Annotated in this window: 10 protein-coding genes, 3 rRNA genes and 1 riboswitch; of the genes, 3 read left to right on the top strand and 10 right to left on the bottom strand. The window is 54.2% G+C overall.

All coding sequences use genetic code 11. From position 1 onward, the window contains the following. Positions 1–57 precede the first annotated feature (57 nt). The 4 genes from metA to ACB496_RS01110 all read right to left on the bottom strand — a co-directional run bounded on the left by metA (position 58) and on the right by ACB496_RS01110 (position 6,069). Positions 58–987 carry a homoserine O-succinyltransferase gene (gene metA, locus ACB496_RS01125; protein ID WP_312070074.1) on the bottom strand — a complete coding sequence of 310 codons (930 nt, stop codon included), beginning with the start codon at positions 985–987 and terminating at the stop codon, positions 58–60. A 192-nt stretch (positions 988–1,179) separates the two neighbouring features. Further along, a 5S ribosomal RNA gene (rrf, locus tag ACB496_RS01120) occupies positions 1,180–1,295 on the bottom strand. A 95-nt stretch (positions 1,296–1,390) separates the two neighbouring features. Further along, positions 1,391–4,296 (bottom strand): 23S ribosomal RNA (locus tag ACB496_RS01115). A gap of 233 nt (positions 4,297–4,529) precedes the next feature. Next, positions 4,530–6,069, bottom strand: a 16S ribosomal RNA gene (locus tag ACB496_RS01110). The 16S, 23S and 5S rRNA genes sit together here, the layout of an rRNA operon. Positions 6,070–6,631: 562 nt before the next feature. Between ACB496_RS01110 and purH the strand changes: the two genes are divergently transcribed. Further along, a complete protein-coding gene (gene purH, locus ACB496_RS01105; protein ID WP_371974090.1) occupies positions 6,632–8,221 on the top strand; it encodes a bifunctional phosphoribosylaminoimidazolecarboxamide formyltransferase/IMP cyclohydrolase in 1,590 nt (529 codons plus the stop codon). Positions 8,222–8,236: 15 nt separating this feature from the next. Beyond that, entirely contained in the window at positions 8,237–9,529 is a 1,293-nt protein-coding gene (gene purD, locus ACB496_RS01100) for a phosphoribosylamine--glycine ligase (protein WP_312156881.1), read from the top strand. A gap of 38 nt (positions 9,530–9,567) precedes the next feature. Here purD and ACB496_RS01095 read toward each other — a convergent pair whose 3' ends face one another. The 6 genes from ACB496_RS01095 to nudC form a co-directional block, all read right to left on the bottom strand. Next, the gene (locus ACB496_RS01095) at positions 9,568–10,260 is read right to left on the bottom strand and encodes a DUF1481 domain-containing protein (RefSeq protein WP_371974088.1); all 693 of its coding nucleotides are present in this window, start codon (positions 10,258–10,260) and stop codon (positions 9,568–9,570) included. A gap of 12 nt (positions 10,261–10,272) precedes the next feature. Continuing rightward, complete coding sequence (gene hupA / locus ACB496_RS01090; protein WP_002445246.1) at positions 10,273–10,545, bottom strand: nucleoid-associated protein HU-alpha; 273 nt, start codon at positions 10,543–10,545, stop codon at positions 10,273–10,275. Positions 10,546–10,731: 186 nt separating this feature from the next. Beyond that, the gene (locus ACB496_RS01085; protein ID WP_100778093.1) at positions 10,732–11,322 is read right to left on the bottom strand and encodes a YjaG family protein; all 591 of its coding nucleotides are present in this window, start codon (positions 11,320–11,322) and stop codon (positions 10,732–10,734) included. Positions 11,323–11,363: 41 nt separating this feature from the next. Continuing rightward, positions 11,364–12,035 carry a deoxyribonuclease V gene (gene nfi / locus ACB496_RS01080; RefSeq protein ID WP_102105768.1) on the bottom strand — a complete coding sequence of 224 codons (672 nt, stop codon included), beginning with the start codon at positions 12,033–12,035 and terminating at the stop codon, positions 11,364–11,366. Between the two features lie 9 nt (positions 12,036–12,044). Beyond that, positions 12,045–13,109, bottom strand: a complete 1,065-nt coding sequence (gene hemE, locus ACB496_RS01075) for a uroporphyrinogen decarboxylase (protein WP_102105769.1) — start codon at positions 13,107–13,109, stop codon at positions 12,045–12,047. A gap of 44 nt (positions 13,110–13,153) precedes the next feature. Beyond that, positions 13,154–13,927 (bottom strand): NAD(+) diphosphatase, encoded by a 774-nt coding sequence (gene nudC / locus ACB496_RS01070; RefSeq protein WP_371974082.1) that lies wholly within the window; start codon positions 13,925–13,927, stop codon positions 13,154–13,156. A 97-nt stretch (positions 13,928–14,024) separates the two neighbouring features. Between nudC and rsd the strand changes: the two genes are divergently transcribed. Continuing rightward, a complete protein-coding gene (gene rsd, locus ACB496_RS01065) occupies positions 14,025–14,522 on the top strand; it encodes a sigma D regulator (protein WP_100778097.1) in 498 nt (165 codons plus the stop codon). Between the two features lie 53 nt (positions 14,523–14,575). After that, positions 14,576–14,684, top strand: a riboswitch (TPP riboswitch). Positions 14,685–14,760: the final 76 nt, after the last annotated feature.

Here is a 14,760-nt window from a genome sequence, read left to right as displayed (position 1 = left end):
CCCGAAGGTGCCTGATCTGGAATGCTGAAACGCTTTAGGATCGTTCTGCGCAGAGGATTAATCTAACGTCGGATTCATGTGGCGCAGATCGTATGGCGTGATCTGATAGACGTAATAGTTGAGCCAGTTAGTAAACAGCAAATTGCCATGGCTACGCCAGGTTGCTCTTGGCGTGTTTTGCGGATCGTTTTTCGGGAAATAGTTGTACGGCACTTCCGGGTTTAACCCCGCTTCCACATCGCGGAAAAATTCGCTCGCCAGGGTATGCGCATCGTATTCCGGATGTCCCGTCACAAAGGCGATACGTTTGTCTTTACTGGCGAACAGATAGGCGTCGCCATCTTCCGTTTCGGCCAGGATCTCGAGATCCGTGTAATCACGAATCAGCGCGGCCGGGAAATCTGCGTAGCGCGAGTGAGGTGCGAGGAAAGAGTCGTCAAAACCACGCGTCAGCAACGCATGAGGATGGAGAATGTGGTGTTCGTATACGCCAGACAGCTTTTCCGTGCGGGTTTGCTTCGGGATGCCGTAGAGAATATTCAGTGCCGCTTGTACCGCCCAACAGACAAAGAGCGTTGAAGTGACGTGATCTTTGGCCCACTCGAGTACCTGCTTGATCTGCGGCCAGTAGGCCACATCGTTGAACTCAACCAGGCCCAGCGGTGCACCCGTGACGATCAGACCATCGAAGTTATCGTTGCGGATATCTTCGAAGTTGCAGTAGAAGTTATTCAGATGCTCGGACGGTGTGTTGCGCGATTCACGGGCATCGACGCGCAGCAGCTGGATGTCCACCTGTAGCGGGGAGTTGGAGAGCAAGCGCAGGAACTGGTTTTCCGTCTCAATCTTTTTGGGCATCAGGTTGAGGATGAGAACCTTAAGTGGACGAATTTCCTGACCTGTTGCGCGCGAGGCCTTCATCACAAAGACATTCTCTTCACGCAAGAAATTAACGGCTGGTAGCTCGTCCTGCACCCTAATCGGCATAACCTTATATCCTCACAGCATACGTATAAACGTTTAGACATCCAGATAGCTGACAATACCCAGGAATCGTGCGAATGTCGAGTCTGTAAGAGGAAGGTGAGAAAGTTTCACGGAGGGAAACTGAGGAATAAACAAGAAAGGACAAAAACGCAAAAAGGCCATCCTTGCGGATGGCCTCTTCACTTAATTGATGCCTGGCAGTTCCCTACTCTCACATGGGGAGACCCCACACTACCATCGGCGCTACGGCGTTTCACTTCTGAGTTCGGCATGGGGTCAGGTGGGACCACCGCGCTAAAGCCGCCAGGCAAATTCTGTATCAACACGCATCTCTGCGCATTAATTAATCTGTATCAGCTGAAAATCGACTGTCTCTGCTTCGCCAAAACATCTTCGGCGTTGTAAGGTTAAGCCTCACGGTTCATTAGTACTGGTTAGCTCAATACATCGCTGCACTTACACACCCAGCCTATCAACGTCGTAGTCTTCAACGTTCCTTCAGGACTCTCAAGGAGTCAGGGAGAACTCATCTCGGGGCAAGTTTCGTGCTTAGATGCTTTCAGCACTTATCTTTTCCGCATTTAGCTACCGGGCAATGCCATTGGCATGACAACCCGAACACCAGTGATGCGTCCACTCCGGTCCTCTCGTACTAGGAGCAGCCCCCCTCAATTCTCCAGCGCCCACGGCAGATAGGGACCGAACTGTCTCACGACGTTCTAAACCCAGCTCGCGTACCACTTTAAACGGCGAACAGCCGTACCCTTGGGACCTACTTCAGCCCCAGGATGTGATGAGCCGACATCGAGGTGCCAAACACCGCCGTCGATATGAACTCTTGGGCGGTATCAGCCTGTTATCCCCGGAGTACCTTTTATCCGTTGAGCGATGGCCCTTCCATTCAGAACCACCGGATCACTATGACCTGCTTTCGCACCTGCTCGAGCCGTCACTCTCGCAGTCAAGCTAGCTTATGCCATTGCACTAACCTCCTGATGTCCGACCAGGATTAGCTAACCTTCGTGCTCCTCCGTTACTCTTTAGGAGGAGACCGCCCCAGTCAAACTACCCACCAGACACTGTCCGCAACCCGGATTACGGGTCTACGTTAGAACACCAGCCATTAAAGGGTGGTATTTCAAGGTTGGCTCCACGCAGACTGGCGTCCACGCTTCAAAGCCTCCCACCTATCCTACACATCAAGGACCAGTGTTCAGTGTCAAGCTATAGTAAAGGTTCACGGGGTCTTTCCGTCTTGCCGCGGGTACACTGCATCTTCACAGCGAGTTCAATTTCACTGAGTCTCGGGTGGAGACAGCCTGGCCATCATTACGCCATTCGTGCAGGTCGGAACTTACCCGACAAGGAATTTCGCTACCTTAGGACCGTTATAGTTACGGCCGCCGTTTACCGGGGCTTCGATCAAGAGCTTCGCGTTGCCGCTAACCCCATCAATTAACCTTCCGGCACCGGGCAGGCGTCACACCGTATACGTCCACTTTCGTGTTTGCACAGTGCTGTGTTTTTAATAAACAGTTGCAGCCAGCTGGTATCTTCGACTGGTTTCAGCTCCGTCCGCAGGGACTTCACCTACACACCAGCGTGCCTTCTCCCGAAGTTACGGCACCATTTTGCCTAGTTCCTTCACCCGAGTTCTCTCAAGCGCCTTGGTATTCTCTACCTGACCACCTGTGTCGGTTTGGGGTACGATTTGATGTTACCTGATGCTTAGAGGCTTTTCCTGGAAGCAGGGCATTTGTTACTTCAGCACCGTAGTGCCTCGTCATCACACCTCAGCGTTAAAAAGGTACCGGATTTACCTGGAACCTCCGCCTACATGCTTAAACCGGGACAACCGTCGCCCGGCTAACATAGCCTTCTCCGTCCCCCCTTCGCAGTAACACCAAGTACAGGAATATTAACCTGTTTCCCATCGACTACGCCTTTCGGCCTCGCCTTAGGGGTCGACTCACCCTGCCCCGATTAACGTTGGACAGGAACCCTTGGTCTTCCGGCGAGCGGGCTTTTCACCCGCTTTATCGTTACTTATGTCAGCATTCGCACTTCTGATACCTCCAGCATGCCTCACAGCACACCTTCAACGGCTTACAGAACGCTCCCCTACCCAACAACACCTAAGTGTCGCTGCCGCAGCTTCGGTGCATGGTTTAGCCCCGTTACATCTTCCGCGCAGGCCGACTCGACCAGTGAGCTATTACGCTTTCTTTAAATGATGGCTGCTTCTAAGCCAACATCCTGGCTGTCTGTGCCTTCCCACATCGTTTCCCACTTAACCATGACTTTGGGACCTTAGCTGGCGGTCTGGGTTGTTTCCCTCTTCACGACGGACGTTAGCACCCGCCGTGTGTCTCCCGTGATAACATTCTTCGGTATTCGTAGTTTGCATCGGGTTGGTAAGCCGGGATGGCCCCCTAGCCGAAACAGTGCTCTACCCCCGAAGATGAGTTCACGAGGCGCTACCTAAATAGCTTTCGGGGAGAACCAGCTATCTCCCGGTTTGATTGGCCTTTCACCCCCAGCCACAAGTCATCCGCTAATTTTTCAACATTAGTCGGTTCGGTCCTCCAGTTAGTGTTACCCAACCTTCAACCTGCCCATGGCTAGATCACCGGGTTTCGGGTCTATACCCTGCAACTTAACGCCCAGTTAAGACTCGGTTTCCCTTCGGCTCCCCTATACGGTTAACCTTGCTACAGAATATAAGTCGCTGACCCATTATACAAAAGGTACGCAGTCACCCCATAAAGAGGCTCCCACTGCTTGTACGTACACGGTTTCAGGTTCTTTTTCACTCCCCTCGCCGGGGTTCTTTTCGCCTTTCCCTCACGGTACTGGTTCACTATCGGTCAGTCAGGAGTATTTAGCCTTGGAGGATGGTCCCCCCATATTCAGACAGGATACCACGTGTCCCGCCCTACTCTTCGAGTTCACAGCGTGTGCATTTTTGTGTACGGGGCTGTCACCCTGTATCGCCGGACTTTCCAGACCGTTCCACTAACACACGCGCTGATTCAGACTCTGGGCTCCTCCCCGTTCGCTCGCCGCTACTGGGGGAATCTCGGTTGATTTCTTTTCCTCGGGGTACTTAGATGTTTCAGTTCCCCCGGTTCGCCTCATGCCACTATGTATTCATGACATGATAGTGTGTCGGAACACACTGGGTTTCCCCATTCGGGTATCGCCGGGTCAAAGGTTCATATCACCTCGCCGACGCTTATCGCAGATTAGCACGCCCTTCATCGCCTCTGACTGCCAGGGCATCCACCGTGTACGCTTAGTCGCTTAACCTCACAACCCGAAGATGTTTCGTAAAACACCCTCGTGTCGCGAAAATTTGAGAGACTCGAACACACCGTCATCCTGTTCTTATTACGGAGAACAGACGCAGCGTGTCGTTTCAATTTTCAGCTTGATCCAGATTTTTAAAGAGCAAAACTTCTTAATGCACTCGAAAGTACATTCAGAAGTTCATCATTCATCAGACAATCTGTGTGGACACTACAAAGGCAGGTTCTTTCAGGTAAGGAGGTGATCCAACCGCAGGTTCCCCTACGGTTACCTTGTTACGACTTCACCCCAGTCATGAATCACAAAGTGGTAAGCGCCCTCCCGAAGGTTAAGCTACCTACTTCTTTTGCAACCCACTCCCATGGTGTGACGGGCGGTGTGTACAAGGCCCGGGAACGTATTCACCGTAGCATTCTGATCTACGATTACTAGCGATTCCGACTTCATGGAGTCGAGTTGCAGACTCCAATCCGGACTACGACGTACTTTATGAGGTCCGCTTGCTCTCGCGAGGTCGCTTCTCTTTGTATACGCCATTGTAGCACGTGTGTAGCCCTACTCGTAAGGGCCATGATGACTTGACGTCATCCCCACCTTCCTCCAGTTTATCACTGGCAGTCTCCTTTGAGTTCCCGGCCGGACCGCTGGCAACAAAGGATAAGGGTTGCGCTCGTTGCGGGACTTAACCCAACATTTCACAACACGAGCTGACGACAGCCATGCAGCACCTGTCTCACGGTTCCCGAAGGCACTAAAGCATCTCTGCTAAATTCCGTGGATGTCAAGAGTAGGTAAGGTTCTTCGCGTTGCATCGAATTAAACCACATGCTCCACCGCTTGTGCGGGCCCCCGTCAATTCATTTGAGTTTTAACCTTGCGGCCGTACTCCCCAGGCGGTCGACTTAACGCGTTAGCTCCGGAAGCCACTCCTCAAGGGAACAACCTCCAAGTCGACATCGTTTACGGCGTGGACTACCAGGGTATCTAATCCTGTTTGCTCCCCACGCTTTCGCACCTGAGCGTCAGTCTTTGTCCAGGGGGCCGCCTTCGCCACCGGTATTCCTCCAGATCTCTACGCATTTCACCGCTACACCTGGAATTCTACCCCCCTCTACAAGACTCTAGCCTGCCAGTTTCGAATGCAGTTCCCAGGTTGAGCCCGGGGATTTCACATCCGACTTGACAGACCGCCTGCGTGCGCTTTACGCCCAGTAATTCCGATTAACGCTTGCACCCTCCGTATTACCGCGGCTGCTGGCACGGAGTTAGCCGGTGCTTCTTCTGCGAGTAACGTCAATCACTGTGGTTATTAACCACAATGCCTTCCTCCTCGCTGAAAGTACTTTACAACCCGAAGGCCTTCTTCATACACGCGGCATGGCTGCATCAGGCTTGCGCCCATTGTGCAATATTCCCCACTGCTGCCTCCCGTAGGAGTCTGGACCGTGTCTCAGTTCCAGTGTGGCTGGTCATCCTCTCAGACCAGCTAGGGATCGTCGCCTAGGTGAGCCGTTACCCCACCTACTAGCTAATCCCATCTGGGCACATCTGATGGCAAGAGGCCCGAAGGTCCCCCTCTTTGGTCTTGCGACGTTATGCGGTATTAGCTACCGTTTCCAGTAGTTATCCCCCTCCATCAGGCAGTTTCCCAGACATTACTCACCCGTCCGCCGCTCGTCACCCGAGAGCAAGCTCTCTGTGCTACCGCTCGACTTGCATGTGTTAGGCCTGCCGCCAGCGTTCAATCTGAGCCATGATCAAACTCTTCAATTTAAGTTTGATGCTCGTGAATTAAACTTCGTAATGAATTACGTATGTTCACTCAGAGACTTTGGTATTCATTTAGCGTCTTGCGACGTTAGAATCCATGTCACTTTGAGTGCCCACACAGATTGTCTGATAAATTGTTAAAGAGCAGTGCAACGCGGCTTTCGCTCACCGTTGCGAGGTGGCGTATATTACGCTTTCCTCTTTCAGAGTCAACCCTGAATTTCAGGATTTTTTCTCTTCAACCGAACCGGCTGTTTGTGTGAAGTGATTCACATCTGCCGTGTCGATGGAGGCGCATTATAGGGAGTTCTCGTCAGCCCGCAACTGCTAAATGACAGAAAAATGACTGACTGCTGCATTCCACAGCAAAACCCCGCCTTATACCCTTTTGCACACAGACTTATCCACAACCCGACGAAAATTTGAAAATTCGCGAGCGTTGCGCAAACGTTTTCGTTAAAATGTACGCGCCATGCAAGGATGCCCTGTCAGGTGTGTTAGATGAGTTTTTTAAAGGAAAATTCATCTAACGCTCTCTGTAATCGTGAAATCCAGGGGATTTACCATGCAACAACGTCGTCCAGTCCGCCGCGCTCTGCTCAGTGTTTCTGATAAAGCCGGTATCGTCGAATTCGCTCAGGCACTTTCTGCACGCGGTGTAGAGCTGCTGTCCACTGGCGGAACCGCTCGCCTGTTAGCAGATAAAGGTCTGCCGGTAACCGAAGTATCCGATTACACCGGATTCCCGGAAATGATGGATGGACGTGTAAAGACCCTGCATCCAAAAGTGCATGGCGGCATTCTCGGTCGTCGCGGTCAGGATGACAGCATCATGGATCAACACGGGATTGCGCCGATCGATATGGTGGTTGTTAATCTCTATCCTTTCGCCCAGACCGTTGCCCGCGAAAACTGCTCTCTGGAAGATGCGGTCGAGAATATCGACATCGGCGGGCCAACCATGGTGCGCTCCGCCGCGAAGAACCATAAAGATGTGGCTATCGTGGTAAAGAGCAGCGACTACAACACCATCATTAACGAGATGGATGCCAATGAAGGCTCCCTGACGCTGGAAACCCGTTTCGACCTCGCCATCAAAGCGTTCGAACACACCGCTGCTTACGACAGCATGATCGCCAACTACTTCGGTAGTCTTGTTCCGGCCTATCACGGTGAAAGCAAAGAGCCTGCTGGCCGCTTCCCGCGCACCCTGAATCTGAACTTCATTAAGAAGCAAGATATGCGTTACGGCGAGAACAGCCATCAGAACGCAGCCTTCTATATAGAAGAAGAGATCAAAGAAGCTTCCGTTGCCACTGCTCAGCAGGTTCAGGGCAAAGCGCTTTCCTATAACAACATCGCCGATACCGACGCGGCGCTGGAGTGCGTGAAAGAGTTTAACGAACCGGCCTGTGTGATCGTCAAACACGCGAACCCGTGCGGCGTCGCCGTAAGTACTTCCATTCTGGAAGCTTACAATCGCGCGTACAAAACCGACCCAACCTCCGCTTTCGGCGGCATTATTGCTTTCAACCGCGAACTGGATGCGGAAACGGCACAGGCGATCATCTCCCGCCAGTTCGTTGAAGTGATCATCGCTCCTTCCGCGACTGAAGAAGCCCTGAAGATCACCGCCGCTAAGCAGAACGTCCGCGTGCTGGTCTGCGGCCAGTGGGCTGAGCGCGTACCGGCTCTGGATTTCAAACGTGTTAACGGCGGCCTGCTGGTTCAGGATCGCGATCTGGGCATGGTCACCGCTGGCGATCTGCGTGTGGTCAGCAAACGCCAGCCGACCGAGCAGGAACTGCGTGATGCGCTCTTCTGCTGGAAAGTGGCGAAATTCGTTAAATCCAACGCCATTGTCTATTCCAAAGAGAACATGACCATCGGCATTGGCGCAGGCCAGATGAGCCGTGTTTACTCCGCGAAAATCGCCGGTATCAAAGCCAGCGATGAAGGGCTGGAAGTGAAAGGCTCCGCCATGGCCTCTGACGCCTTCTTCCCGTTCCGCGACGGTATTGATGCCGCAGCGGCGGCTGGCGTTACCTGTGTCATTCAGCCGGGCGGCTCAATCCGTGATGACGAAGTGATTGCTGCTGCCGACGAACACGGTATCGCAATGATCTTCACCGACATGCGTCACTTCCGCCATTAATCTCCGGAGCAGACAATGAAAGTATTAGTGATTGGTAACGGTGGGCGCGAGCACGCCCTGGCGTGGAAAGCGGCACAGTCGCCTCTGGTTGAAACCGTCTTCGTGGCACCGGGTAATGCCGGTACCGCGCTGGAACCTGCCCTGCAGAACGTCGCAATCGGCGTGACCGATATTCCGGCGCTGCTGAACTTCGCCCTGAATGAGAAAATCGATCTGACCATCGTCGGTCCGGAAGCACCGCTGGTGATTGGCGTGGTAGATGCGTTCCGCGCAGCGGGCCTGAAAATCTTCGGCCCAACGGAGGGCGCAGCGCAGCTTGAGGGTTCTAAAGCCTTCACTAAAGATTTCCTTGCGCGTCACAAAATCCCGACCGGTGAGTATCAGAATTTCACCGAAGTGGAGCCTGCGCTGGCGTATCTGCGCGAAAAAGGCGCTCCGATTGTCATCAAGGCCGACGGTCTGGCTGCCGGTAAAGGCGTGATCGTGGCGATGACCCTCGAAGAAGCCGAAGCGGCCGTTCAGGATATGCTGGCAGGTAACGCTTTCGGCGACGCTGGGCACCGCATCGTGATCGAAGAGTTCCTCGACGGCGAAGAGGCGAGCTTTATCGTGATGGTCGATGGCGAGCATGTCCTGCCGATGGCCACCAGCCAGGATCACAAACGTGTGGGTGATGGCGATACCGGTCCGAACACCGGCGGCATGGGCGCTTACTCTCCGGCGCCGGTGGTGACTGACGAAGTCCACCAGCGCACGATGGATCGCATCATCTGGCCTACCGTGAAAGGCATGGCCGCCGAAGGCAACACGTACACCGGTTTCCTGTATGCCGGGCTGATGATCGACAAGCAGGGCAACCCAAAAGTTATCGAGTTCAACTGCCGCTTTGGCGATCCGGAAACGCAGCCGATCATGCTGCGCATGAAATCCGATCTGGTGGAACTGTGCCTGGCCGCCTGCGAAGGTAAGCTGGATGAGAAAACGTCCGAGTGGGATACGCGTGCCTCTTTGGGCGTCGTGATCGCTGCCGGGGGGTATCCGGGCAACTACAACAATGGCGATGAGATCCACGGTTTACCGCTGGAAGAGGTCGACGGCGGTAAAGTGTTCCATGCTGGCACCAAACTGGCAGAAGACGATCGCGTGTTAACTAACGGGGGCCGCGTATTGTGCGCCACCGCGCTGGGTAACACCGTGGCCGACGCGCAGAAACGCGCTTACGCGCTGATGAAGGATATCCACTGGAACGGCAGCTTTAGCCGTGGTGATATTGGTTATCGTGCGATTGCCCGCGAGCAAGAACAGTAACAACTATTCGCCCTCTCCGTCCGGAGGGGGCACTGATATCAGAAATTCTTTTCCGTCGGCTGCCACGTGCAGAAATCTTCGTTTGCCACCAGCAGCAGCTGTGACCCTTCTGGCGCTTCAAGCCAGGCAATACTCACTTCCATCGAAGAGTGTCGCTGACGCCGTTCGATATGTTCTTTCACCCAGGCTTCGAGATCGGGCTTAACGGTCTGCCCTTCACAGGTGGTGACTGTGCCATCAGGATGCCAGCGCCCCTGACGTAGCACCACGCGTCCCTGACGCAGCGCATCGCTGGTCTGGCGCACCTGGGTTGCCCGGTAGCGGTACAGGGCGATTTGATCGCTGGAGAGCTGTTGTTTTTGGCCGTTGACCTCGCGCTGCATAAAGCTCAGCTCACCGTGGTCATCAAAGCGCACGCGGACGTGTTCAGGCGTTTTACTGTAGATATTGAGTTCAATCAGCGACAGCGCATCGCCTTGCCAGCGGTATTCCGCCGTAGAGGTGTTACCGTTGTGCCATGGGCTGAATGCGGAGAGCAGGTGAACGTCGTCACCAGAGTCTTTGCGCCAGACTCGTACCGCGCCCTGATCGTCAGCGTATCCGCTGGCGGTAAACGGCGGCAGAGAGGAGTCATGGCTGCAAGCAGTGAGCAACAGCATGCCCGCCAGCGCGAGCGGACGGCGCCATGAAAACAAAAGGGGCGAAACCGCCCCCTTGTTAAAACTGTTCACGGCCACGCCGTCTTACTTAACAGCGTCTTTCAGTGCTTTACCAGAAACAAATGCCGGTACGTTTGCAGCGGCGATTTTGATTTCTTTACCGGTCTGCGGGTTGCGGCCAGTACGCTCAGCGCGGTGGTTCACTTTGAAGGTACCGAAACCAACCAGTTGTACAGCATCGCCTTCTTTCAGAGACTCAGTAATAGCAGCCAGGGTGGATTCCAGAGCAGCTTTAGCCTGCACTTTAGACAGATCAGCCTTGTCCGCAATTACATCAATCAGTTGAGTCTTGTTCATAAGTTATCCTTTCAATGTGTTTATCGCTTGCTAAGCATCGAGTGCGACGAAAATGCCAAAAAAGCACTCTCCTGCATACACGCACCGATAGCCACTTTTTTTCGCCCCCCAAATGTAGACCAGACGGGGGGCAGAAGGGAAGAGTCGAGGTGCGACAAAACAGGCGTTAAATCACGTTTTATTGTCTCATTGGTTAAAAATTATACCAATATTACTCTCACCCGCCTCGCGTAAGTCCGCGCGCAGCCCTTTTATCAGCTCAATATCGCGTTCTTCGCAGTCGGCCAAAAGTCGGAATATTTCCCACTGAATATCCCACTCCTGCTCAACCGCAGGGTTCGCTCGCAGCTCTTCGTCGGTCATTTCGCGACCTTCCTGGGTCATTTCCAGCATCGCCACGGTGGTAATGGACGCCTTACTGACTTCGATGGCATGGTCCAGGGTTTCACCGCTCAGACGGGAGTGAAGCAACTCACTCAGTGCCACGCAGGCGTCGATAGCCGGGTAGACGCCATACATATCGTAGTCATCCGCCGACGGGATCGCCTCTTCCAGTTTTTCGAGCTGAGAATCGAAATTCACCTTAGCGTCTTTGACCGTCAGCGTTTCCCAAATCAGGTCGAGAATACGACGATAAATCTGGCCTTCACCAAATCCAGTCTGCTTGCAGAACGTGGCATAGTTGGGATACATGCGCTCGCACAGACAGGCCATAAAGGTGACGTGCTGCCAGCTTTCCAGCTTCTCAAGGCGCAGATGAATCGGGTTTTGTAACATGATGATGTCTCGAATCGGAAATTAGCCGCAGTTTACCTGAATCAACGCTGAATTTCCTGCCAACGAACAAATGCCGGACGCGCGGACGCCACTGCGTCAGCCCAGCGCGTCGGCTCCGGTAAACGGTAGCCTTTCATGCAGCGTTGCACCCACGCCAGTGCGCTGTCGGTGCTCACGCGATGACCCGTCGCCACAAACAGCGGATTACAGCGCGCTTTACTGCGCCAGACCCAAGCCAGCTGCTCGCCCTTGTCCATCAGCGGTGCGAGAGCACCTGGTTCGGCGGAAAGCGGTTCGAACTTGCCGCACAGCCGCTTTTTCGCCACGCCAATCGTCGGCACATCTACCAGCAGACCAAAATGGCTGGCCACGCCGAGGCGTCGCGGGTGGGAAATCCCATGACCATCGACGAACAAAAGATCGGGTTTTTGCGAGAGTTGCTCCCACGCTGCCAGCAGCGCGGGGTATTCACGAAAGGAGAGAAAACCAGGAATGTAGGGCATGGTGGTGGCGATGCGCGCCACTTTGTACTCCACCAGCTCCAGCGCGGGATAGGTTAACAGCACCATCGCGGCTCGCGTCACTTCCCCGCCCTGCTCAAACCCGACATCGGCACCGGCGATCAACGCCGGGGGATTCACATCCAGACGATCCTCGCGGATCACCGAGGAGGCCAGTTCGATTTGCTGAGCGCGTAATGACGCGAGATCCATAATCACTCCCTACTGGTGGTACTGTGCAGAAAGGCGGTGCACCGCCTCGACAAACACGCCTGCGTGCTCTGGCGGTACATCCTGATGAATACCGTGGCCGAGGTTAAAGACGTGCCCTTCGCCCTGACCGAATCCGGCCAGAATGGTCGCCACTTCTTCTTCGATGCGTGCAGGTTGCGCGTAGAGCATGGAGGGGTCCATATTGCCCTGCAGCGCCACTTTGTCACCCACGCGACGGCGCGCATCGGCAATATCGGTCGTCCAGTCGAGACCCAGCGCATCGCAGCCGGTCGCGGCCAGCGCTTCCAGCCACTGCCCGCCGCCTTTGGTGAACAGCGTCACCGGCACGCGACGGCCTTCGTTTTCACGCAGCAGACCATCGACAATTTTATGCATGTAGTACAGGGAGAACTGCTGATAATCGCGCCCGGTCAGCACTCCGCCCCAGGTATCGAAAATCATGACCGACTGCGCACCCGCTTTAATCTGCGCATTGAGATACAGAGTGACGCTTTTCGCCAGTTTGTCGAGCAGCGCATGCAGCGCCAGCGGCTCGGCGTACATCATCTTTTTGATCATCGTGAAGGCTTTGCTGCTACCACCTTCAACCATATACGTCGCCAGGGTCCACGGGCTTCCGGAGAAGCCAATCAGCGGCACTTCGCCTTTCAGCTCGCGGCGAATAGTGCGCACCGCGTTCATGACGTAGCCCAGCTCCTGTTCAGGGTCTGGAATCGGCAGTTTATCGACGTCAGCTTTACTCTTAATCGGTGAGGTAAAACGCGGGCCTTCGCCGGTTTCGAAATAGAGACCCAGCCCCATCGCGTCCGGAATGGTCAGGATATCTGAAAAAAGGATCGCCGCATCGAGCGGGAAACGGCGCAGCGGCTGCAGCGTGACTTCGCAGGCCAGCTCGGCGTTTTTGCACAGGGACATAAAATCGCCCGCCTCGGCGCGCGTGGCTTTGTACTCCGGCAAATAGCGGCCCGCCTGGCGCATCATCCATACCGGGGTGATATCAACGGGTTGGCGCAGCAGCGCACGCAGATAACGATCGTTCTTCAGTTCGGTCATTTTTGCAGTTCCTTAAGCGTCATGCCGCCAGTGTAACATGTGATTCATTCATAGTCGGCCCGACACATCGCGACGGTATCTTCTATCAGACGACGCGCCACGGTGCCCGATGGCGGGAGAAGGGGTAAGTCGTCGTAGCGATACCAGTTGGCTTCCAGCAGCTCTTTTTGGTCGATCACGATATCGCCGCTGTCATAATCCGCCATAAACGCTGTCATCAGCGACATGGGGAAGGGCCACGGCTGGGAGGTGACGTAACGCAGGTTTTTCACCTTGATGCTGCTCTCTTCCATCACTTCGCGAGCAACAGCCTGTTCGAGCGTCTCACCCACTTCGACAAAGCCAGCCAGCACCGTATGCACGCCATTGCGATGGCGAGTGTGTTGCGCCAGCAGAATAGTGTCATCCCGACGAATGGCGACGATGATGCACGGGGCGATTTGCGGGTAGTAGCGCTCCCGGCAGTGGCTGCACAGCATGGCCCACTCGGATTTACTCTGGTGCATGGTGTGCCCGCAGTAGCCGCAGAACTTATGGGATCGGAAAAATTCTGCCAGTTGCACGCCACGCCCGGCCAGCTGGAACAGACCGACGTCCAGATCGATCACCTGGCGAACCGATCCCATTTCGTGATGGCGATTTTGCTGGATCAACCACACGGGATCGCCCTGCCATTCGCCGAGCCAGAGTGCCCTCTGCCCCGCAAGATCGAAACGTCCTGCCTCGCCGTAAGGTAATTCTCCGCCGGGCAACCATAATTTTTGTTCGTGGCTGACGATCCACCAGCCGCGATCTAATTTTTCAATTATACGATCCATATCTATTGCACTACCTTTGCTTCACAGGCATGTTGATAACAATATTCTTACATTTCCGGGTGGCCAGCTTTTTCATCTTAACCTTGTGGAGTCAAACATGCTAAACCAGCTACAAAGCCTGACAGAGCGCGTCGGAGGAAGTCATGACCTGGTCGATCGCTGGCTGCACGTGCGTAAACATTTGCTTGTTGCTTACTACAATCTGGTTGGCATTAAGCCTGGCAAAGAATCGTATATGCGGTTGAATGAAAAAGCGCTGGATGATTTTTGTCAAAGCCTGGTCGACTACCTTTCCGACGGTCATTTTAATCTATATGAACGTATTATTCGCGAAATGGAAGGGACCAGCCCGTATTTAGCGGCCACGAAGCTCTACCCACTGCTGGAAGCCAATACTCAGCAGATCATGGACTATTACGACTCAACGCTCGAAAACGCCATCGATCAGGACAATTATCTGGATTTCCAGCAGGCCCTTTCCGATCTCGGCGAAGCGATGGAAGCGCGGTTCACACTGGAAGACAAGCTCATCGCCCTGGTGCTGGACAGCAATCCAAAAGCCAGCAACGAAGACAACATCGCGCGGCCAGCTTGAGTTCTTAAGCGTTAACGAGTAATTTACAAATACCGCACCTGCACTGCAGGCGCGTTTTCTTGTCGGAGTGCCCAGTGCGAAAGCCGGGCTGAGACCGTTAATTCGGGATCCGCGGAACCTGATCAGGCTAATACCTGCGAAGGGAACAAGAGTCAAAATGCTGTTGTATCACCCTCTCTGGGTGATCACACCTCTTGCTTCATCCGTCGTCTGACAAGCCACTCCTTACTTTTTTGGA

This window comes from Lelliottia nimipressuralis (genome assembly GCF_041464075.1).
GTDB classification, from domain to species: Bacteria; Pseudomonadota; Gammaproteobacteria; order Enterobacterales; family Enterobacteriaceae; genus Enterobacter; species Enterobacter nimipressuralis.
Note: the sequence above shows the minus strand (reverse complement) of the source record. Positions and strands in the feature narration are given on the sequence as shown.